The 23,737-nt window shown below is 73.9% G+C and carries 2 protein-coding genes; both read right to left on the bottom strand.

The genetic code is table 11. The features are described from left to right. Positions 1–18: 18 nt before the first annotated feature. The gene (locus tag ACFY1E_RS44145) at positions 19–14,691 is read right to left on the bottom strand and encodes an SDR family NAD(P)-dependent oxidoreductase (RefSeq protein WP_389087236.1); all 14,673 of its coding nucleotides are present in this window, start codon (positions 14,689–14,691) and stop codon (positions 19–21) included. 37 nt (positions 14,692–14,728) lie between these two features. Continuing rightward, positions 14,729–23,737, bottom strand: coding sequence for an SDR family NAD(P)-dependent oxidoreductase (locus tag ACFY1E_RS44140; protein ID WP_389087234.1), 9,009 nt, complete (start codon positions 23,735–23,737; stop codon positions 14,729–14,731).

The following is a 23,737-nucleotide window of genomic DNA, read 5'->3' as shown; positions in this document are numbered from 1 at the left end:
TGGAATTCGGCGGGATTCCTAGAGAACCTCAGGGCCCGGATCGGCCTCCGCGAGTGAAGCCGGAAGAATCTCGGAGAGGAAATCGGCCAACGCTGCCGGCGAATAGTAATCATAAACAAAGCCCTCGGGCGGTTGCACGCCCAGCTGCCGAATCAGGCTCACCTGCAGTTGCACGGCCGTCATCGACGTCATTCCCAACTCGAACACATCCGCGTCGGGCCGGATCTGCTCCGCCGTCTCATAGCCGAGGAGTTCGGCGAACTGTCCGCGCAGCAGGTCGACCAGCAGGTCGAGACGCTTGTCCGACGGCAGGTCCAGCAGCCGTCGCAGCCAGCCCAGGGTGTCGGCTGACGCCTCGTCACCTGCCGGACCGCCGGGCCGCCCGTCCCCGCTCTCGCGGCGCCGCCACGCCGTCAGGCCCGCCAGCACCTCGCTCAGCGGCATGTCCTCGCGCAGCGGCTCGTCCACACCGAGTACGGAGGCCAGTGCGGCCAGGTCGCCGCCCTCCACCGCCGTCCAGAATCGGTCCTCGCCCGGAGCGGCCGCGGGCGGCGTGGCCGCGGGCCGGGGCGCGGCGGGCCAGAACCGCTGATGCTGGAAGGCGTAGGTGGGCAGATCGATGTGCTGCCCGCGGCCCAGCACCGCGGGCCAGTCGACCGCGACACCGCGGACATGGGCGGCGGCCAGCGCCGCTGTGACGGCGCCGAGTGCCGAACCGTCGCCGCGCAGCGTCGCGACCACGGCGACGGATCGGGACGGGTCGTCCGCGGCCACGGGGGCGCGGCCGATCTCGGCGGTGGACGCCAGAGACGGGCCGACCTCGACGCAGATGCCGTATCCGCCTTCCGCCAGGGCCTCGGCGAGTTCGGCCGCGGGCGCGGCCGGCCGCGGCGGGCGGCACCAGTGGCCCGCCCCCATCGACGTACCGTCGATCCACGCAGCGTCGCGGCCGGAGAAGACCGGCACGTCCTGCGTCCGCGGGGCGATCACGGCCAGGTCGGCCGGGTCCGGGGCGCCGGCGATCCGGGTGGTGAGCACCGCGATCCTGGCCGCGTCGGCGAGGGACAGCACCCCGCCCGCCTGGGCGGCGGCGATCTCACCCACGCCGTGCCCGGCGACCGCGGCCGGGCGCACGCCCGCCGAGCGCCACAGCGCGGCGAGCGACACCATGACCGCCCACTGCACGGGACCGCGCACCTCGGGCCGGTCCACCGCCGCGGCGCCGGACCCTCCGCGTACCGTCTCGCTCAGCTTCCAGTCCGTGAACGGGGCCAGGGCCATGGCGCATTCGGCCATCGAGGCCGCGAAGACCGGAGACTCGTCGAGCAGCCGGGCGGCCGAGGCAAGCCATCCGGGCACGTTCCCGGGCGAGTTGCCGGGCCCCTCGCCCGACGCCTCGTCAGCCGCGTCGCCAGGGAAGAAGAACAGCGCCTTGCCCTCCCCTGTGGCTGTGCCGATGAGCACGTTCCTGGCCGGCACGCCCGCCGCCGCCATGGCCAGCCCGACGAGCAGGGACTCCCGGTCCTCGCCGAGCACGACCGCCCGGTGGTCGAAGGCCGTGCGCAGGGCCAGCGTGCGGCCGACGTCGGCCGGGTCCACGTCCGGCCGGTCCGCGAGGAACGCGCGCAGCCGCGCGGCCTGCGCCCTCAACGCCTCGTCGGTGCGCCCGGCCAGCACCCACGGCACCACGACGGGCGCCGGCTCGGCGTTCGCGGGCGGTTGCGGGGCCGGTGCCTCCTCCAGGACGACGTGGGCGTTGGTGCCGCTGATGCCGAAGGACGAGACGCCGGCCCGGCGCGGGCGCTCGCCGGCCGGCCACGGCCGGGCCTCGGTGAGCAGCTGCACGTGACCCTCGGTCCAGTCGATGTGCGGCGACGGCTCGTCCACGTGCAGCGTGGCGGGCAGCAGGCCGTGCTGGAGGGCGAGCACCATCTTGATGACGCCCGCAGCGCCCGCGGCGGCCTGGGTGTGTCCGATGTTGGACTTCACCGTGCCCAGCCAGGCCGGCCGGTCCTGCGGACGGTTCTGGCCGTAGGTGGCCAGGACCGCCTGCGCCTCGATCGGGTCGCCGAGCGTGGTGCCGGTGCCGTGGGCCTCCACGGCGTCGATCTCGTCGGCCCGCAGTCCGGCGTTGGCCAGTGCGGCGCGGATGACCCGCTGCTGCGACGGTCCGTTCGGCGCCGTCAAACCGTTCGACGCACCGTCCTGGTTGATTGCGCTGCCGCGCAGCACCGCCAGCACGCGGCGCCCGTTGCGCCGGGCGTCGGAGAGCCGCTCGACGACGAGGAGGCCGGCACCCTCGGCGAAGCCGGTGCCGTCCGCGTCGGCCGCGAACGCCTTGCACCGCCCGTCCGGCGCCAGCCCGCGCTGCCGGGAGAACTCGACGAAGGTGCCCGGCGTCGCCATGACCGTCACACCGCCGGCCACTGCCAGCGAGCACTCGCCGGACCGCAGCGCCTGCGCGGCCAGGTGCAGCGCCACCAGGGCGGACGAGCAGGCGGTGTCGACGGTCATCGTCGGCCCTTCCAGGCCGAGGGCGTACGCCACCCGGCCGGAGAGGATGCTGGTGGCGATGCCGGTCATCAGGTGGCCTTCGGCCCCTGAGTCGGGGTCGGCGAGGACGCTCAGTTCGTAGCCCGAGGTGTAGCCGCCCATGAAGGCGCCGGTCCGGCTGCCGCGCAGGGAGACCGGGTCGATACCGGCCCGTTCGAACGCCTCCCAGGACAGCTCGAGGAGCAGCCGCTGCTGCGGGTCCATCGCCAGGGCCTCCTTCGGGCTGATCCCGAAGAAGCCGGCGTCGAAGGCGCTGGCGTCGTCCAGGAATCCGCCGGCCCGGGTGTACGAGGTGCCCAGGTGCTCGGCGTCCGGGTCGTAGAGGCCGTCCAGGTCCCATCCGCGGTCCGCGGGGAACGTGGTGACCGCGTCCCGGCCCTCGGCGAGCAGCCGCCACAGGTCCTCGGGGCCGTCCACGCCGCCGGGGAAGCGGCAGCTCAGGCCCACGATCGCGATCGGCTCGTCGGTGGCCGCGACGGGCGCGGGCTGCGCGGCGGCGGCGCTCGCGCCGGTGCCGCCGCCCAGCTTCTCGCTCAGGTGCGCGGCGAGCGCGATCGGGTTCGGGTAGTCGAAGACGAGGGTGGCCGGCAGCCGCAGTCCGGTGGCCATGCCCAGCCGGTTGCGCAGCTGGACCGCCGTCAGCGAGTCGAAGCCCAGGTCGTTGAAGGCCCGGCCGGGCTCCACGGCGTCCCCGGACGCATGCCCCAGCACCACCGCCACCTGGGCGCGCACCAGGTCCAGCAGCATCTCGTCCGCGTCCGCGGGGGACAGCGCGGCGAGCTGACGGCGCAGCGAGTCCGCGCCCGGACTTCCGGACGCGGCACCGCGCCGGGCCGGGGCGCCGCCCAGCGTCCGCCACAGCGCCGGGATCTCGCCGCTGCGGGCGGCCCGTGCACGCAGGTCGGCCAGATCCATCCGGACCGGGACGAGCACCGCCTCGTCGCGGGCCACCGCCACGTCGAACAGGGCCAGGCCCTCAGCCGCGCTGAGCGCACCGACGCGGCTCATCCGGGACCGGGCGGCCTCGGTGAGCTGCCCGGTCAGCGCGCTGGTGTCGGCCCACAGCCCCCAGGCCAGCGAGGTGCCCGGCAGTCCCGCGGCCCGGCGCTCGACGGCCAGCGCGTCCAGGAACGCGTTGGCCGCCACGTAGTTGCCCTGCCCGGCGACGCCGAAGGTGGCCGCCGCCGAGGAGAACAGGACGAAGTGGTCCAGCTCGAGGTCACGGGTCAGCTCGTGCAGGTGCCAGGCCGCGTCGGCCTTGGGCCGCATGACGGTGTCCAGCCGCTCCGGAGTGAGCGCGGCGATCACACCGTCGTCCAGCACACCGGCCGCGTGGACGACCGACCTGAGCGGGCGCTCGGCGGGGATCGCCGCCAGTACCGAGGCCAGCGCGTCCCGGTCCGCCGCGTCACAGGCCACGACGTCGACGGCCGCACCGAGCCCGGCGAGTTCGGCGGCCAGCGCGGGCACGTCGGCGGCGGCCGGGCCCGAGCGGCTGGTGAGCACCACGCCGTCGGCGCGACCCGTGGTCACCAGATGCCGGGCGACCAGTCCGCCGAGCGTGCCGGTGCCGCCGGTCACCAGCACCGAGGGGGCGACGCGCGGGCCGTGGGGGTGTTCAACTGACGTCCCGGCGACAGACGCACGCGTCAGCCGGCGCCCGTAGGCGGCCTCGCCGCGCAGGGCGAGTTCGGGCTCACCGCTGTCCAGGACGGACGGCAGCAGCGCGGCGGACCGCTCGTCGGCGCCGTCGGCCGGCAGGTCGACCAGGACGATCCGGTCCGGGTGCTCCGCCTGCGCCGAGCACCACAGGCCCCGGGAGGCGGCAGCGGCCAGATCCGCGACACGCTCACCGGGCGAAGCGGCGACCCCGCCACGGGTGACGACCACCAGCCGGGCGGACTCCAGCCGCTCCTCGGCCAGCCAGTCCTGCGCCAGCGCCAGCGCCTCGCCGGTGGCGTACCGGGCGGCTCGCGCCGCGTCGCCGTCGGCCGCTTCCGGCTCCCCGGCGCAGACCAGCACCGCCTGCGGGTCGATCTCGCGGGCCTCGGCTGCGGCGGAGAGTTCCGCCAGGCCGGCGAAGGGCCGTACCTGCACGCCGGTGCCGGCCAGCGCCTCGACCAGGCCGAAGCGGTCGGCGCCGATCAGCGCCCACTCCCCCGTCAAGGCGGCACTCTCGGCGAGCGGGGCCCATTCGACGGCGAACAGCGCGTCCGCCAGCCCGGATTCCGTACCTGCCGAGCGCAGTTGATCCGCCGTCACCGCGCGGGTGATCAGCGAGGCCACCGAGACCACCGGGGCGCCTGCCGCGTCCACGGCGGCCAGGTTCAGGCTGCCCTGTGCGTCCCGGCGGATCCGCGCCCGCAGCACCGTCGCACCCGCCGCGTGCAGCTCCACGCCCGTCCACGCGAACGGCAACCGCACCTCACCCGCGTCGTCCTGCGCGGCGCCCCCGGGTGCCTCGGCCAGGCCGCTGGCCTGGAGTACGGCGTCGAGCAGCGCCGGGTGCAGGACGAAGGCACCGGCCTCCTGCACGACCGACTCCGGCAGCGCCACCTCGGCGAACACATCGCCGTCGCGCCGCCACACCGCCTTCAGCCCCTGGAACACCGGGCCGTACTGGTACGACGACTCCGGCGCCCGGTACATCCCGCCGATGTCCACCGCACTCGCCCCGCTGGGCGGCCAGACGGCGAACTCCTCACCGGCGTCCACGGCCTGCCCGGTCGGCGCGAGCACACCCTCGGCGTGCCGAACCCACGACTCCGCGGCGCCGTCGGTGCGCGAATACACCTCCACCGACCGGCGCCCGTCGTCGGCCGAGGCCACCACGACCTGGACCTGGACGGCGCCGGACTCGGGGACGACGAGCGGCGCCTGGAGGGTGAGTTCCTCCAGCACCCCGCAGCCCACCTGGTCGCCAGCCTGGACCGCCAGCTCCACAAAACCGGTACCCGGCAGCAGGATCACGCCGCCGACCCGGTGATCGGCCAGCCACGGCTGCGACCGCACCGACAGCCGACCGGTGCACACCACCCCGGCACCATCGGCCAGCTCCACCGCCGCACCCAGCAGCGGGTGGGCCAGGGAAGCCAGGCCCAGCGACGACGCGTCGCCACCCGAAGAGACCCCCGCCTTCGGCCAGAAACTCTCGTGCTGGAAGGCGTACGTCGGCAGTTCTGTGCGTTCCGCGACGGGCAGCACCTTCGTCCAGTCGACGGACGCGCCCTGCACCCACGCCTCGGCCAGCGAAGTCACGATCCGGACCGCACTGTCGTCGTCCCGGCGCAGGGTTCCGCACACCGCACCCGGCACAGCACCGGGTCCCGCAGCCCCGGCCACCTCCTCCAGCGTGTCCGTCATGGCGCCGAACAGGACCGGGTGCGGGGAGACCTCGATGAAGACCGGGTGGCCCTGGTCGGCCAGAGTCCGCACCGCGCGCTCGAAGTGGACCGTGTTGCGCAGACTGTCGTACCAGTAGCCCGCGTCCAGCTCCTCACCGGTCAGCGTCTCACCCGACATGGAGGACACCATCGGCACCCGGCCCCGACGGGGAGAGATCCCGGCCAGGGCCTCACGGATCTCCGCCTCCAGACGGTCCACCTGAGGGCCGTGCGAGGCGTAGTCCACCGCCACCATCCGCGCCCGAATGCCCTCGGCCTCGAACTGCGCCTTCAGCTCCTCAAGAGCCTGCGGCTCACCCGAAACCACCACCGCCGCAGGGCCATTGACCGCCGCCAACGACAGACGCTCGTCCAGACGGCCCTCCACCACCTCGGCAGAGGCGGCGACCGAGAGCATGCCGCCCGCACCCGCCAGCACCTTCAACGACCGCGACCTGAGGGCCACCACCCGGGCGGCGTCCTCCAGGGACAGCATTCCGGCCACCGTCGCCGCCGCGATCTCACCCTGCGAGTGCCCGACGACGGCGGCCGGTGCCACTCCGGCCGCCTCCCACACGGCGGCCAGCGACACCATCACCGCCCACAGCACCGGCTGCACCACATCGGCGGCCTCCAGCGCCGGAGCGCCTTCCGCTCCCGCCAGCACATCCATCAGCGACCACTCGACATGAGGCGCCAGTGCCGCCGCGCACTCCGCCAGCCGCGCCACGAACACCGGGCTGGTCTCGGCCAGTTCACACCCCATGCCGAGCCACTGCGAACCCTGCCCCGGGAACACGAACACCGTCCGCGCATCGGACCGCGCCACCCCCGACACCACATCACCGCTGGCCATACCTCCGGCCAGAGCCCCCAGCCCCTCCGCCCCCAGCACCACGGCCCGGTGCTCGAACACCGAACGCGACGTCGCCAACGACCAAGCCACATCGGCCGGTTCCAGCTCAGGCCGGGCGGCCACCCACTCCCGCAACCGGTCCGCCTGACCCGCGAGACCCGCAGCAGTACGCGCCGACACCAGCCACGCACTGGCCCCCGACACCACCGGCTCAACCCCGCCGGACGACTCGACAGGCTCGGCGGCAGGCGCCTCCTCGACGATCACGTGGGCGTTGGTGCCGCTGATCCCGAACGAGGACACACCCCCTCGGCGCACCCTCTCACCGGCAGGCCACTCCACCGGTTCCGTCAGCAGGGACACCTCACCCGCCGACCAGTCGATGTGCGGCGACGCCTCGTCGGCGTGCAGCGTGGGCGGCAACTCGCCGTGCTGGAGTGCCAGCACCAGTTTCATCACACCCGCCACGCCGGCGGCGGCCTGCGTGTGACCGATGTTCGACTTCACCGAACCCAGCCACAGCGGCCGGTCCTCCGGACGGTCCTGGCCGTAGGTCGCGAGCAGCGCCTGCGCCTCGATCGGGTCGCCCAACGTCGTGCCGGTGCCGTGCGCCTCGACGACGTCCACGTCGGCGGGCGTCAGTCTCGCGTCGGCCAGGGCGGCGCGGATGACCCGCTGCTGGGAGGGGCCGTTCGGGGCCGTCAGGCCGTTCGACGCACCGTCCTGGTTCACCGCCGAGCCGCGCACCACGGCGAGGACCGGGTGGCCGTTGCGGCGGGCGTCGGACAGCCGCTCCACGACCAACATGCCCGCGCCCTCGGCGAATCCCATGCCGTCGGCCTGCGCGGAGAACGCCTTGCAGCGCCCGTCCTCGGCCAGGCCGCGCTGCCGGGAGAAACCGATGATTCCTTCCGGGCTCGCGATGACGGTGGACCCGCCGGCCAGTGCCATCGTGCACTCGCCGCCGCGCAGCGCCTGGACGGCCAGATGCAGCGCCACCAGGGAGGACGAGCACGCGGTGTCCACCGTGAGCGCCGGGCCCTCCAGGCCGAGGGTGTAGGAGACGCGGCCCGACATCACGCTCGTGGCGAAGCCGGTGGTCGCGTGTCCCTCGGCGCCCGCCGCGACGCCCAGCCCGTAGCTGGAGGCGAAGCCGCCGACGAAGACTCCGGACTGGCTGCCGCGCAGTGTTTCCGGGTCGATACCGGCCCGCTCCAGCGCCTCCCAGGAGACCTCGAGGAGCAGCCGCTGCTGCGGGTCCATCGCGAGTGCCTCACGCGGGCTGATGCCGAAGAAGTCGGCGTCGAAGCCCCGGGCATCCGAGATGAATCCACCGGAGCGGGTGTAGACGGTGCCTTCCTTGTCGGGGTCGGGATCGTAGAGCCCCTCGTCCCAGCCCCGGTCGTCCGGGAAGTCGCTGATCGCGTCCTTGCCGGAGGCGAGCAACTGCCAGAAGGCGTCGGGGTCGTCGGCGTCGCCGGGGAAGCGGCAGGCCATGCCGACGATGGCGATCGGCTCGTCGTCGGTCGCCATGGTCGTGCGGACCGGCGGGAGCGCTTCGAGCCGCGTGCCGTCGCCGACGAGTTCGGCCAGCAGGTGGCCGGCGAGGGCGATCGGGTTGGGGTAGTCGAAGACGAGGGTGGCCGGCAGCCGCAGTCCGGTCACGCCGGTCAGCCGGTTGCGCATCTCCACGGCGGTCAGCGAGTCGAAGCCCAGGTCGGTGAAGGCCCGGGTGGGCGCGATCGCGTCGACGGCGGCGTGTCCGAGGACGGCGGCTGCGTGCGTGCGGACCAGGTCCATGAGCAGCCGCCTGCAGTCCTGTTCGGCCATCGCGGCCAACTGGCGGCGCAGCGAGTCCGCGCCGGCCCCGGTGTTGCCGGAGGCGGCTGCCCGTCGGCCGGTGCCTGCACCGACCAGCGCCCGCCACAGAGGCGGGACTTCGACGCTGCGGGCGGCCTGGGCACGCATCCCGGCGATGTCCCAGCGGGCGGGGACGAGGACGGCCTCGTCGCGGGCGAGCGCCGCGTCCAGCAGGGCCAGACCCTCCTCGGCACTCAGCGCGACGGCTCCACCCCGGTTCATCCGGGCCCGCTCGGCCTCGGTGAGCTGCCCGGTCAGCGCGCTGGTGTCGGCCCACAGGCCCCAGGCGAGCGAGGAGGCGGGCAGGCCGTCGGCGCGGCGCCGGGTGGCGAGGGCGTCGAGGAACGCGTTGGCGGCCACGTAGTTGCCCTGGCCGGGGCTGGAGAACGCCGAGGACCCGGAGGAGAACAGGGCGAAGTGGTCGAGGTCGAGGTGGCGGGTCAGCTCGTGCAGGTTCCAGGCGCCGTCCGCCTTGGGCCGCATCACCGACGCCACCCGGTCCGCCGTCAGCGAGCCGATCGTGCCGTCGTCCAGGACACCGGCGGTGTGGATGACGGTGCGCAGCGGGGCCTCGGCCGGGAGGCCGGCCAGCAGGGTGGCCAGCGCGTCGCGGTCGGCCGCGTCGCAGGCGGCCACGCGCACCGACGCGCCCGACTCCGCGAGCCGCGCGGCCAGTTCGGCCACGCCCGGCGCGCCGGCTCCCGAACGGCTGGTCAGCACCACCGAGTCGGCGCGGCCCGTGTCCACCAGGTGACGCGCCACCAAGGCGCCCAGCGTGCCCGTGCCGCCGGTGACGAGGGCCGACGCGGCACCCGTGTGCGGCGCGCTCGGGATCGTCAGGACGATCTTGCCGGTGTGCTTGGCCTGCGACATGAACCGGAACGCCTCCCGCGCCCGTCGCACATCCCACGCCCGTACCGGCAGCAGCGACAGCGCGCCCTCGGCCATCAGCGCACTGATCCGGCCGAGCATCTCGCCGAGGCCCTCGGGACCGGCCTCCGCCAGGTTGAACGGACGGTACGTCACCCCGGGGTGCTCCGCCGCCACCGCGTCCGCGTCGCGCAGGTCGGTCGCGCCCATCTCCACGAACGCCCCGCCGCGAGGCAGCAGCCGCAGCGACGCGTCGATCAGCTCACCGGCCAGCGAGTTGACCACCACGTCCACACCCGCGCCACCGGTCACCGCCGCGAACGCCGCTTCGAAGCCCGCGTCCCTCGACGACGCGATGTGCTCCGCGTCCAGACCCATCCGCTCCAGCACCGGCCACTTCGCCGGGCTCGCCGTGGCGAACACCTCCGCGCCCAGGTGCCGCGCTATCTGCACGGCAGCCATCCCCACGCCACCGGCACCCGCGTGGATCAACACCCGCTGACCTGCACGGACACCCGCCAGCTCGACCAGCGCGTACCAGGCCGTCATGAAGGCGACCGGGACGGAGGCCGCGTCCGTGAAGGACCAGCCGTCCGGGATCCGCACCACCTGTCGAGCGTCGGTGACGGCCAGCGGGCCGAACCCGCCTGCCGCCACGCCCATCACCCGGTCGCCGACCGCGAGGCCGCTGACCGCGGGTCCGGTCTCGGTCACGACACCGGCGACCTCGCTGCCCATCACCCCGCCGCCCGGGTACATGCCCAGGCCGATCAGCACGTCCCGGAAGTTCAGGCCGGCCGCCCGCACCGCGATCCGCACCCAGCCGTCCGGCAGCGGGCCGTCCACGTCCTCCGCCGCCGCCAGCCGCAGCCCCTCCAGCGAGCCGGTCTCGTCCGGCGTCAGCCGCCACACACCCTCGGGCGCCACCAGCTCGCCGGACGGGCGGGTCAGACGCCTGCCGTACGCGACCGTGTCGCGCAGGGCCAGCTCGGGCTCGCCGCTGTCCAGGACGGACGGCAGCAGCGCGGCGGACCGGGCCTCGGCGCCGTCAGCAGGCAGGTCGGCCAGCACGATCCGGCCCGGGTTCTCCGACTGCGCCGAACGCAGCAGACCACGGGCCGCCGCCGCCGCGAGGTCGACCACGCCCTCGCCTCCGGACGCGGCGACGCCGCCCCGGGTGACCACGACGAGCCGGGCTTCCTCGAACCGCTCCTCGCCGAGCCACCGCTGCACCAGCGCCAGTGCCTCGCCGGTGGCCTCCTGTGCCGCCCGCGCCGCGTCGGCGCCGGCCGGCTGCCCGGTACCGGCACATGCCAGCACCACACCGGGAGCGAACTCCGCCGCCTCGGCCAGCTCGGCCAGGTCCGCGAAGGGCCGCACCTGGACGCCGGTGTCGGCCAGCGCCTCGACCAGGCCGAAACGGTCGGCGCCGACCAGCGCCCACTCCCCCACCGGGACGCCGGGTGCCGACTCGGGGACGGGCACCCAGTCCATCGCGAACAGCGCGTCCGCCAGCCCGGATTCCGTACCGGCCGAGCGCAGTTGCTCCGCCGTCACCGCGCGGGTGATCAGCGACGCCACCGAGACCACCGGGGCACCGGCGACGTCCACGGCCGTGAACGACAGGCTGCCCTGCGCGTCCCGGCGGATCCGCGCCCGCAGAACCGTCGCGCCGGTGGCGTGCAGCTCCACGCCGGTCCACGCGAACGGCAACCGCACCTCACCCGCGTCCGCCTGCGCCGCACCCCCGGGTGTCTCGGCCAGCGCGCCCGCCTGGAGCACCGCGTCGAGCAGCGCCGGGTGCAGACCGAAGGCCGTGGCCTGCGCTGCCTCGTCCTGCGCCAGCTCGACTTCGGCGAACACGTCGCCGTCGCGCCGCCACACCGCCTTCAGCCCCTGGAACACCGGGCCGTACTCGTACGACGCCGCAGCCAACGCCTCGTACATGCCGCCGACGTCCACCGCCTCGGCCCCGCTCGGCGGCCAGACGGTGAACTCCTCACCGGCGTCCACGGCCCGGCCGGTCGGCACGAGCACGCCGGTCGCGTGCCGGATCCACGTCTCCCCGGCGCCGTCGGTCCGCGAATACACCTCCACCGACCGGCGCCCGTCGACCTCCTCGGACCCCACCGCCACCTGCACCTGAACACCCGCGCCGCCGTCCGGTACGACGAGTGGCGCCTGGAGGGTGAGTTCCTCCAGCACCCCGCAGCCCACCATGTCGCCCGCCTGGACCGCCAGCTCCACGAAGCCGGTGCCCGGCAGCAGGGTCACACCGCCGACGCGGTGATCGGCCAGCCACGGGTGGGACCGCACCGACAGCCGACCGGTGCACACCACCCCGGCACCATCGGCCAGCTCCACCACAGCGCTGAGCAGCGGGTGGGCAAGGGAGCCCAGGCCCAGCGACGACGCGTCACCGCCTGAGGCCATGACCGCCTTCGGCCAGTAGCGCTCGTGCTGGAAGGCGTAGGTGGGCAGTTCGACAGAGTCCGCTGCGGGCAGCACCTTCGTCCAGTCGACGGAAGCGCCCTGCACCCACGCCTCGGCCAGCGAAGTCACGATCCGGGCCGCACTGTCGTCATCCCGGCGCAGCGTCCCGCATACCGCACCCGGCACTGCACCGACTTCGGCGACCTCTTCCAGGGTGTCCGTGATGGCACCGGTGAGGACCGGGTGCGGGGAGACCTCGATGAAGACCTGGTGGCCCTGGTCGGCGAGGGTCCGGACGGCGGGGTCGAAGTGGACGGTGTTGCGGAGGCTGTCGTACCAGTAACCGGCGTCCAACTCCTCGCCGGTCAGCGTCTCACCCGACATGGAGGACACCATCGGCACCCGGCCCCGACGGGGAGAGATCCCGGCCAGGACCTCACGGATCTCCGCCTCCAGACGATCGACCTGCGGACCGTGCGACGCGTAGTCCACCGCCACCATCCGCGCCCGGATGCCCTCGGCCTCGAACTGCGCCTTCAGCTCCTCAAGAGCCTGCGGCTCACCCGAAACCACCACCGCCGCAGGACCGTTCACCGCCGCCAGCGCGACCTGCTCACCCAGCCGGCCCTCCACCACCTCGGCAGAGGCGGCGACCGAGAGCATGCCCCCCGCACCCGCCAGCACCTTCAACGACCGCGACCGCAGCGCCACCACCCGCGCGCCGTCCTCCAGCGACAACATCCCCGCCACCGTCGCCGCCGCAATCTCACCCTGCGAATGACCCACCACAGCGGCCGGCGCCACTCCGGCCGCCTCCCACACCGCAGCCAGCGACACCATCACCGCCCACAACACCGGCTGCACCACATCCGCGGCCTCCAGCGCCGGGGCTGACTCAACACCGGCCAGGACGTCCATCAGCGACCACTCGACATGAGGCGCCAGTGCCGCCGCGCACTCCGCCAGCCGCGCCGCGAACACCGGGCTGGCCGCGGCCAGTTCACACCCCATGCCGAGCCACTGCGAACCCTGCCCCGGGAACACGAACACCGGACGTACGCCGGACCGCGCCACCCCCGACACCACATCACCGCTGGCCGCACCCCCGGCCAGAGCCCCCAGCCCCTCCGCCCCCAGCACCACGGCCCGGTGCTCGAACACCGAACGCGACGTCGCCAACGACCACGCCACATCGGCCGGTTGCAGCTCGGGACGGGCGGTCACCCACTCCCGCAGCCGGTCCGCCTGTGCCGACAGACCGGCAGCCGAGCGGCTCGACACCAGCCAAGCGCCGACCCCGGACACGACCGGCTCGACCTCGCTGGACGGCTCGACAGGCTCGGCGGCGGGTGCCTCCTCCAGGATGACGTGGGCGTTGGTGCCGCTGATGCCGAAGGAGGAGACGCCCGCCCTGCGGGGTCGCTCGCCGGGCTGCCACGGCCGGGCCTCGGTGAGGAGCCGTACGTGACCCTCGGTCCAGTCGATGTGCGGGGAGGGCTCGTCGGCGTGCAGGGTGCGCGGCAGTTCCTCGTGCTGCAACGCCAGCACCATCTTGATCACGCCGGCCACACCGGCCGCCTGCTGGGGGTGCCCGATGTTCGACTTCACCGAACCCAGCCACAGCGGGCGGTCCTCCGGACGGTCCTGCCCGTAGGTCGCGAGGAGCGCCTGCGCCTCGATGGGGTCGCCGAGGGCGGTGCCTGTGCCGTGTGCCTCGACGACGTCGACGTCGGTCGCCGCCACGTGCGCGTTGGCGAGGGCGGCGCGGATGACGCGCTGCTGGGAGGGGCCATTGGGGGCGGTCATGCCGTTGGACGCGCCGTCCTGGTTGACCGCCGAGCCGCGGATCACGGCGAGGACCGGGTGACCGTTGCGCTGGGCGTCGGAGAGCCGCTCCAGCACGAGCATGCCGACGCCCTCGCCCATGCCCATGCCGTCCGCGTCCGCCGAGAACGCCTTGCAGCGGCCGTCCTCGGCGAGGCCGCGCTGCCGGGAGAAGCCGATGAAGCCCAGCGGCGAGGCCATCACCGTGACACCGCCGACCAGCGCGAGCGAGCACTCCCCGGAGCGCACGGCCTGGGCCGCGATGTGCAGGGCCACCAGCGAGGAGGAGCACGCGGTGTCGATGGACACCGCGGGCCCCTGCAGGCCGAGCAGGTACGAGATGCGGCCCGACATCACACTGGCCGCTCCTCCCGTCGTCAGGTGTCCCTCGATGCCTTCGACGGTCCGCAGGCCGGGGTGGCCCACGTAGTCGGTAGGGGCGACGCCGACGAAGACACCGGTCGTCGAGCCGCGCAGGGAGGCGGGGGCGACTCCCGCGCGCTCCAGCGCCTCCCACGACGCTTCGAGGAGCAGCCGCTGCTGGGGGTCCATGGCGAGGGCCTCGCGCGGGCTGATCCCGAACAGTCCGGCGTCGAAGTCCGCCGCGCCGTCGAGGAACCCGCCCTCGACCACGTAGGAGGTGCCCTGGTGGTCGGGGTCCGGGTCGTACACGCTCTCGGTGTCCCAGCCCCGGTCGGTGGGGAAGCCGGAGATGGCGTCGCCGCCCGCGCCCAGCAGCTCCCACAGCTCCTCGGGCGAGGTCACCCCGCCCGGGAGCCGGCAGCTCATGCCGACGATGGCCACGGGTGCGGACGACGCCTCGACAAGCTGGCGGTTGCGCTGCCGGAGGCGCTCCGTCTCCTTGACGGAGGCCCGCAGCGCGTCCAGGAGCTTGTCAGGTGTTCCGGTCATCGCTTCCTCCACGCGAACGCGCTGATGTTCAGAGACTTCATTCCGACTCGCCGTCCAGGGCCATACGGATCAGGCTCTCGGTATCGAGGGCGTCGATGTCCTCGACCGTGTCGGACGCCAGGGCTTCTTCGCGGACGCCCGCGAGCTGCATCAGGGCCTCCATCAGCCCCGCCTCGCGGAAGCGGGCCAGCGGCACGGTCGCGAGAGCCTTGCGGAGCGTGGACTCGGAGTCGTCCGGCGTGTCCGTCGGAGCGCTGGCGCCGAGCTTCGGCGCCAGCTTCTGCCCGAGGAACACCGCCAGTTCGGCCGGGTTGGGGTAGTCGAACACGAGGGTGGCCGGGAGCCGGGTCCCGGTCGCGCCGCTCAGCCTGTTGCGCAGTTCGACAGCGGTCAGTGAGTCGAAGCCCAGGTCGGTGAAGGCCCGGGTGGTCTCGACCGCGCCGACCGAGGCGTGTCCGAGGACGGCCGCCGCGTGGGCGCGGACCAGGTCCATGAGCCGCACCTGCCGTTCCGGCTCGGACAGGGCGGCCAGTTCCCGATGCAGCGCCTCCGGTCCGGCCGGGGTGCTGCCGGACGCCGCCGCCCGTCGGCCGGTGCCCGCACCGAGCAGTGCCCGCCACAGAGGCGGGACTTCGGTGCTGCGCGCGGACTGTGCGCGCAGTCCGGCCAGGTCGAGGCGGGCCGGGACGAGGACGGCCTCGTCGCGGGCGAGCGCCGTGTCCAGCAGGGCCAGGCCCTCCTCGGCGCTCAGCGCGCTGATGCCGCCCCGGTTGATGCGGGCCCGCTCTGCGTCGGTGAGCTGCCCGGTCAGCGCGCTGGCCTCGGCCCACAGACCCCAGCACAGGGAGGTCGCCGGGAGACCGGCGGCCCTGCGGTCGGCGGCCAGCGCGTCGAGGAACGCGTTGGCGGCCACGTAGTTGCCCTGGCCGGGGCTGGAGAACGCCGCCGCCGCCGAGGAGAACAGGGCGAAGTGGTCGAGGTCCAGGTGACGGGTCAGCTCGTGCAGGTTCCACGCGCCGTCCGCCTTGGGCCGCATCACCGACGCCACCCGGTCCGCCGTCAGCGAGCCGATCGTGCCGTCGTCCAGCACACCGGCGGTGTGGATGACGGTGCGCAGCGGGGCCTCGGCCGGGATGCCGGCGAGAACCGTCGCGAGCCCGTCGCGTTCGGCCGTGTCACACGCGACCACGTGCACCGAGGTGCCCGACTCCGCGAGCTGCGCGGCCAGTTCGGCAACTCCCACAGCACCGGCTCCCGAACGGCTGGTCAGTACGACCGAGTCGGCGCGGCCGGTCGCCGCGAGGTGACGTGCCGCCAGGCTGCCCAGGGTGCCGGTGCCGCCGGTCACCAGGGCCGTCCGCGCGGTCACCGGCGCCGACAGGCGGGCGGCGACGGGGGTCGCCGGGATCGTCAGGACGATCTTGCCGGTGTGCTTGGCCTGCGACATGAACCGGAACGCCTCCCTCGCGCGCCGCACGTCCCACGCCCGCACCGGCAGCAGCGACAGCGCGCCCTTCGCCATCAGCGCGCTGACCTGGGACAGCATGGCACCGAGGCCCTCGGGACCGGCCTCTGCGAGGTTGAACGCCCGGTAGGTCACCCCCGGGTGCTCGGCCGCCACCACGTCCGCGTCGCGCAGGTCGGTTGCGCCCATCTCCACGAACGCCCCGCCGCGAGGCAGCAGCCTCAGCGACGCATCGATCAGCTCACCGGCCAGCGAGTTGACGACCACGTCCACACCCGCGCCACCGGTCGCCTCCAGGAACCGGGCCTCGAAGCCCGCGTCCCGCGACGACGCGATGCGCTCCGCGTCCAGACCCATCCGCTCCAGCACCGGCCACTTAGCCGGGCTCGCCGTGGCGAACACCTCCGCGCCCAGGTGCCGCGCAATCTGCACGGCAGCCATCCCCACGCCACCGGCACCCGCGTGGATCAGCACCCGCTGACCTGCACGGACACCCGCCAGCTCGACCAGCGCGTACCAGGCCGTCATGAAGGCGCTGGGCACCGATGCGGCCTCGGCGTAGGTCCACTGCTCCGGTATGCACACCAGATGCCGGGCGTCGGTGACGGCCAGCGGGCCGAACCCGCCGTCCGCGACCCCCATCACGCGGTCGCCGACCGCGAGGCCACTGACCCCGGGTCCGGTCTCGGCCACGACACCGGCGACCTCGCTGCCCATCACCCCGCCGCCCGGGTACATGCCCAGGCCGATCAGCACGTCCCGGAAGTTCAGGCCCGCGGCCTTCACCGCCACCCGGACGTGCCCGGCGGGCACCGCGCCGGCCGGCTCGGGAACGGACTCGAGCCGCAGCCCGTCCAGCGAGCCGCCCTCGTCCGGCACCAGCCGCCACGCGCCCTCCGGCACCGCCGGCTCGCCGGACGGGCGGGTCAGACGCCTGCCGTAGGCGGTCGTGCCCCGGACGGCGAGTTCCGCCTCACCGCTGTCCAGGAAGGACGGCAGCAGCGCGGCGGACCGGGCCTCGGCGCCGTCAGCAGGCAGGTCGGCCAGGACGATCCGGCCCGGGTTCTCCGACTGCGCGGAACGCAGCAGACCCCATACGGCGGCTGCCGCCAGGTCCGTGGCACGCTCGCCCGCCGAGGCGGACACACCGCCACGGGTGACGACCAGCAGGCGGGCCGACTCCAGCCGCTCCTCGGCCAGCCAGTCCTGCGCCAGCGCCAGCGCCTCACCGGTGGCCTCCTGCGCCGCCCGCGCCGCGTCGGCGCCGGCCGGCTGCCCGGTACCGGCACATGCCAGCACCACGCCGGGAGCGGACTCCGCCGCCTCGGCCAGCTCTGTCAAGTCGGTGAACGGCCGCACTTGAACGCCGGTACCGGCCAGCGCCTCGACCAGGCCGAAGCGGTCCTCACCGACCAGCGCCCACTCCCCGACCGGGACGGCGCTCTCGGCGAGCGGGGCCCACTCGATGGTGAACAGCGAGTCCGCCGGGCCGGATTCGGCCGCCTTCAGCTGCTCGGCCGTCACCGCGCGGGTGATCAGCGACGTCACCGAGACCACCGGAGCGCCGGTGGCGTCCGCGGCGGCCAGGGTCAGGCTGCCCTGCTCGTCCCGCCGGATCCGCGCCCGCAGAACCGTCGCGCCGGTGGCGTGCAGCTCCACGCCGGTCCACGCGAATGGCAGCCGCACCTGGTCGGAACCGCTCTCTTCGACGCCTGCCAGCGGAGCGGCGTGCAGCACCGCGTCCAGCAGCGCCGGGTGCAGACCGAAGGCCGTGGCCTGCGCGGCCTCGTCCTGCGCCAGCTCGACTTCGGCGAACACGTCGCCGTCGCGCCGCCACACCGCCTTCAGCCCCTGGAACGCCGGGCCGTAGCCGTACCCGTTCGAGTCCAGCGCGTCGTACATGCCGCTGACGTCCACCGCCTCGGCCCCGCTCGGCGGCCAGACGGTGAACTCCTCACCGGCGTCCACGGTCCGCCCGGCCGGCGCCAGCACACCCTCGGCGTGCTGGACCCACGGCTCCTGGGAACCGGCGGTCCGCGAGAAGACCTCCACCCCCCGACGTCCGTCGCCGTCCGCCGCGGCCACCACGACCTGTACCTGGACGGCGCCGGACTCGGGGACGACGAGCGGCGCCTGGAGGGTGAGTTCCTCCAGCACCCCGCAGCCCACCTGGTCGCCCGCCTGGACCGCCAGCTCCACAAAACCGGTACCCGGCAGCAGGATCACCCCACCGACCCGGTGATCGGCCAGCCACGGCTGCGACCGCACCGACAGCCGACCGGTGCACACCACCCCAGCGCCGTCGGCCAGCTCCACCGCCGCACCCAGTAGCGGGTGCTCCACCGCGCCCAGGCCCAGCGACGACGCGTCGCCGCCCGAGGAGACGGCCGCCTTCGGCCAGTAGCGCTCGTGCTGGAAGGCGTACGTCGGGAGTTCAATGCGCTTCGCGGCGGGCAGGACCTTCGTCCAGTCGACGGAAGCGCCCTGCACCCACGCCTCGGCGAACGAGGTCACGATCCTGGCCGCGCTGTCGTCGTCCCGCCGCAGGGTGCCGCACACCGCTGCGGGCAGCGTGGTGAGACCAGCGGCATCCTCCAGCGTGTCCGTGATGGCGCCGGTGAGGACCGGGTGCGGGGAGACCTCGATGAACACCTCGTGACCCCGGTCGGCCAGGGTCCGGACCGCGCGGTCGAAGTGGACCGTGTTGCGAAGGCTGTCGTACCAGTACCCGGCGTCCAGCTCCTCGCCGGTCAGGATCTCGCCCGACATCGCCGACACCATCGGCACCCGGCCCTGGCGCGGGGAGATGCCCGAGAGGACTTCGCGGATCTCCGTCTCCAAGCGGTCGACCTGGGGACCGTGCGAGGCGTAATCCACCGCCACCATCCGCGCCCGGATGCCCTCGGCCTCGAACTGCGCCTTCAGCTCCTCCAGGGCCTGCGGCTCACCCGAAACCACCACCGCAGCAGGGCCATTGACCGCCGCCAGCGACAGACGCTCGTCCAGACGGCTCTCCACCACTTCGGCAGAGGCGGCGACCGAGAGCATGCCGCCCGCACCCGCCAGCACCTTCAGCGACTGCGACCTGAGGGCCACCACCCGGGCGGCGTCCTCCAGCGACAGCATCCCCGCCACCGTCGCCGCCGCAATCTCACCCTGCGAGTGCCCGACGACGGCGGCCGGTGCCACACCGGCCGCCTCCCACACGGCGGCCAGCGACACCATCACCGCCCACAGCACCGGCTGCACCACATCGGCGGCCTCCAGCGCCGGAGCGCCCTCCGTCCCCGCCAGCACATCCATCAGCGACCACTCGACATGAGGCGCCAGTGCCGCCGCACACTCCGCCAGCCGCGCCGCGAACACCGGACTCACCTCAGCCAGTTCCCGGCCCATACCCAGCCACTGCGAACCCTGACCGGGGAAGACGAACACCGGACGTACGCCGGACCGCGCCACCCCCGACACCGCAGAACCCGTCAGCACCTCACCTCGGACGCTCTCCAGACCGGCCACCAGCTCGGCCCGACCAGCACCGACCACCACCGCCCGGTGCTCGAACACCGAACGCGTCGCGGCCAACGACCAGGCCACGTCGGCCGGTTCCAGCTCGGGGCGGGCGGTCGTCCAGGTGAGCAGTCGCTCGGCCTGCGCCGACAGACCGGCGGCCGAACGTCCCGACACCAGCCAGGCGCCGGCACCCGACACCACCGGGGCCACCGCCTCGGCGGCGCGCTCCATGGACTCGATCCCGTCCGGCTCCTCGTCGGAGGCGGCGGCGTCGGGGGAGGCAGGGGCCTGTTCCAGGATGACGTGGGCGTTGGTCCCGCTCAGGCCGAACGAGGACACCGCCGCCCGGCGGACCCGCTCGCCCGCGGGCCACTCCACCGGCTCGGTCAGGAGTTTGACGTCGCCCGAGGTCCAGTCCACATGCGGCGAGGGCTCGTCGGCGTGCAGGGTGCGCGGCAGTTGCTCGTGCTGCAACGCCAGCACCATCTTGATGACACCCGCGACACCGGCGGCGGCCTGCGTGTGCCCGATGTTCGACTTCACCGAACCCAGCCACAGCGGCCGGTCCTCCGGACGCTGCTGTCCGTAGGTGGCCAACAACGCCTGCGCCTCGATCGGGTCACCGAGCTTGGTCCCCGTACCGTGCGCCTCCACCACGTCCACATCTGCGGGCGAGAGCTGGGCGTTGGCCAGCGCGGCGCGGATCACCCGCTGCTGGGAGGGGCCGTTGGGAGCCGTCAGGCCGTTGGACGCGCCGTCCTGGTTCACCGCGCTGCCACGCATGACCGCCAGCACCGGGTGACCATTGCGGCGGGCGTCCGACAGCCGCTCCACCACCAGCATGCCGATGCCCTCGGCGAATCCCATGCCGTCGGCCTGGGCGGAGAACGCCTTGGAGCGCCCGTCCTGGGACAGGCCGCTGTTTTCGCTGAAGCCGACGAAGCCGTCGGCGGTGATCATGATCGTGACACCGCCGGCCAGCGCCATCGAGCACTCGCCGGACCGCAGGGCCTGCGCGGCCATGTGCATGGCGACGAGGGAGGAGGAGCAGGCGGTGTCCACCGTGACGGCGGGGCCTTCGAGGCCCAGCGCGTAGGAGACGCGGCCGGACAGCACGCTGGTGGCGTTGCCGGTGATCAGGTGTGCGGCGCCCTCGATGTCCGCGCCCATGCCGTAGCCGGAGAAGTATCCGCCGACGAAGACGCCGGTCGTGCTGCCGCGCAGCCTCTCCGGGTCCACGCCGGCCCGCTCCAGCGCCTCCCAGGACACTTCGAGGAGGAGCCGCTGCTGCGGGTCCATCGCCATCGCCTCACGCGGGCTGATCCCGAAGAAGTCGGCGTCGAAGCCGGCCATGTCCTCGATGAAGCCGCCCGCGTGGACGTAGGAGGAGTAGTTCTCGCTCGAATTGAGCGCGTCCAGGTCCCAGCCGCGGTCGTCCGGGAACCCGGAGATCGCGTCGGTGCCGGAGGACAGCAGCGCCCACATGCCGTCCGGGCCGGCCACTCCACCGGGGTAGCGGCAGGCCATGCCGACGATGGCGATCGGCTCGTCGTCGGTCGCCGCGACCACGCCGGTGACCGGCGTCGCGGTGTCGTCCGGCAGATCGCCGAGCAGTTCGTCGTACAGGTACTCGCTCAGCGCCGACGCATTCGGGTAGTCGAACAGGAGGGTCGCGGGGAGCCGTCGGCCCACGGCTGCGCCGAGGTCGTTGCGGAGTTCCACGGCGGTCAGCGAGTCGAAGCCCAGATCGCTGAAGGCGCGGTCGCTCTCGATGGCCTCGGAGGAGGCGAAGCCCAGCACCTTGGCGGCCTTGGCGTGGACCAGTTCGGTCAGGGTGCGGAGTTGCTCGGCCCGGCTCTGCCCGGCCAGCCGGCGCAGGAGTTCGTCCTCCGCCGGGGCGGCGGCTCGGTCCGCGAGGATCGTGGCGAGCCGCTTGATCTCTGGCAGGTCCCGCATGACGGGCACCTTGAGGAGGCCGGCCGCCTCCTGCGGGTCCGCCAGGGCCTTGGACCAGTCGATGTTGGTCACCGTGAGGACGGAGTCCGGGCCGTCGAGCGCCTCGCCGAGCGCCTGGACGGCCAGCTCCGGGTCCATCGTGCCTTCCCACGTGGTGCGGGCGAGCCGTTGCCGGGCCGCCTCGTTGCTCTGCGCCACGCCGTCGCCGGACCACGGCCCCCAGGCCACGGCGAGGGCGGGCAGCCCCCGGCTGTGCCGGTTCTCGGCCAGGGCGTCCAGATAGGCGTTCGCCGCGCCGTAGTTGGCCTGGCCGGGTCCGCCGGTGGTAGCGACCACGGAAGAGAACAGGACGAACGCGTCGAGGTCCAGCCCGGCGGTGGCACCGTCCAGATAGGACGCGCTCGCCTTCTTGGCCGCCAGGACCGTTGCCAGCCGTTCGGGCGAGAGGTGCTCGATGATGCCGTCGTCGATCACGCCCGCCGTGTGGACCACGGTGGACAGCGCCGGGCCGCTGCGGCCGGTCCAGTCCACCAGCCCGGTCACCGCCGAGCGGTCGCTGACGTCGCAGGACACGACGTCCACGCCGGTGCCCAGCGCGGCCAGGTGGGCCGCCTGTTCGGCGACGCCTCGGGCGGCGGGCCCGGAGCGGCTGGTCAGCACGAGCCGCTCCACGCCTCGGCCGGCCAGCCAGCGGGCTGTGTGCCCGGCGAGGGCACCGGTGCCGCCGGTGATCAGGGCGGTGCCCCGGACCGGGTGCCGCTTGGTGGCGGTGACCTGCTGGGCGCGGGTCAGCCTGCGGGCGAAGACGCCGGACGGCCGCAGCGCGACCTGGTTCTCGTCGCAGCCGGCCAGTACGGCGGCCAGTTGCTCTCCCGTCCGGGCGTCCGGGGCGGCGGGCAGGTCGATGAGACCGCCCCAGCGGTCGGGGTGCTCCAGGGCCACGACCCGGCCGAAGCCCCAGACCTGCGCCTGCGCCGGGTTGGTGAGCGCGTCGGCCGGGCCGGCGGCGACGGCACCCTTGGTGAGCAGCCACAGCGGGGCGTCCACGCGGGCGTCCCCGAGGGCCTGCACCAGGCCGAGTGTGGCCGCCAGGCCCACGGCCACCACGGGGTGGTCGTCCATGTCCGTCTCGTCCAGCGCCAGCAGCGAGAGCACGCCTGCCACCTGGCCCACGTCCGTGCCGGCCTCCCGCAGAGTCGACACGAGCAGTGAGGCGACGCCGACCCGGTCCGAGACCCCGGCCGGGATCAGGACGGTGACGGGTGCCGAGCCTCGCGCGGCGATGAAGGACGCGCACTGACGCGTGGTCTCCTCGCCGGCCGGCGTTTCAGGGCCGACCACCAGCCAGGTGCCGGACAGCCGGGCGAAGCCGGGCTCGGCGACGGACGTCCACCGCACGCGGTAGCGCCAGTTCTCGGTGGCGGACCGGTGCTGCTCACGGCGGCGCCAGGACGCCAGAGCGGGCAGTACGGCGCTCAACTGCTCCTGGTCCTCGATGGCGAGGGTGTCGGCGAGGCCGGTAAGGTCGCCGCCCTCGACGGCGGCCCAGAACCGGGCCTCGGTCTCGGTGCCCGCGCCGTCTCCGCCGACGGCGGCCGTGTCGCTGGCCATGGAGGCCTGGAGCCAGTAGCGCTCGTGTTGGAAGGCATAGGTCGGCAGGTCCAGCCGGTCGCCGGACGGGAGGATCGTCTTCCAGTCGACGTGGAGCCCGCCGACATACGCCTGGGCGAAGGAGCGCACCAGACGGGCCGCGCCGCCGTTGTCACGCTCCAGCGTGCCGACCGTCAGGACACCCGGGATACCGGCGTCCTCAGCCGTCTCCGCCACCGGCCCGGTCAGCACCGGATGCGTGGACACCTCGACGAACGCGTCGAAGCCATCGTCGAGCAGCACACGCGTGGCCTGCTCGAAACGGACCATGTTCCGCAGGTTCGCGTACCAGTAGGCGGCGTCCAGCTCCTCGCCCGTCACCCACTCCCCGGTCACCGTGGACACCATCGGCACCCGACCCGCCACCGGGGTGATCCCGGCCAGCTCCGCAGCCAGCACACCCTCCAACGGCTCCACCGCCGCCGAATGCGCCACGAAATCCGTCTCCGGAACCCGCCACCGCAG

Source organism: Streptomyces sp. NPDC001604, assembly GCF_042893475.1.
Lineage (GTDB): Bacteria > Actinomycetota > Actinomycetes > Streptomycetales > Streptomycetaceae > Streptomyces.
Note: the sequence above shows the minus strand (reverse complement) of the source record. Positions and strands in the feature narration are given on the sequence as shown.

What these genes read in the sequence shown, in the direction of transcription:
- ACFY1E_RS44145 (WP_389087236.1), bottom strand. Translation starts at nt 14,691, where the DNA reads ATGACCGGAACACCTGACAAGCTCCTGGACGCGCTGCGGGCCTCCGTC.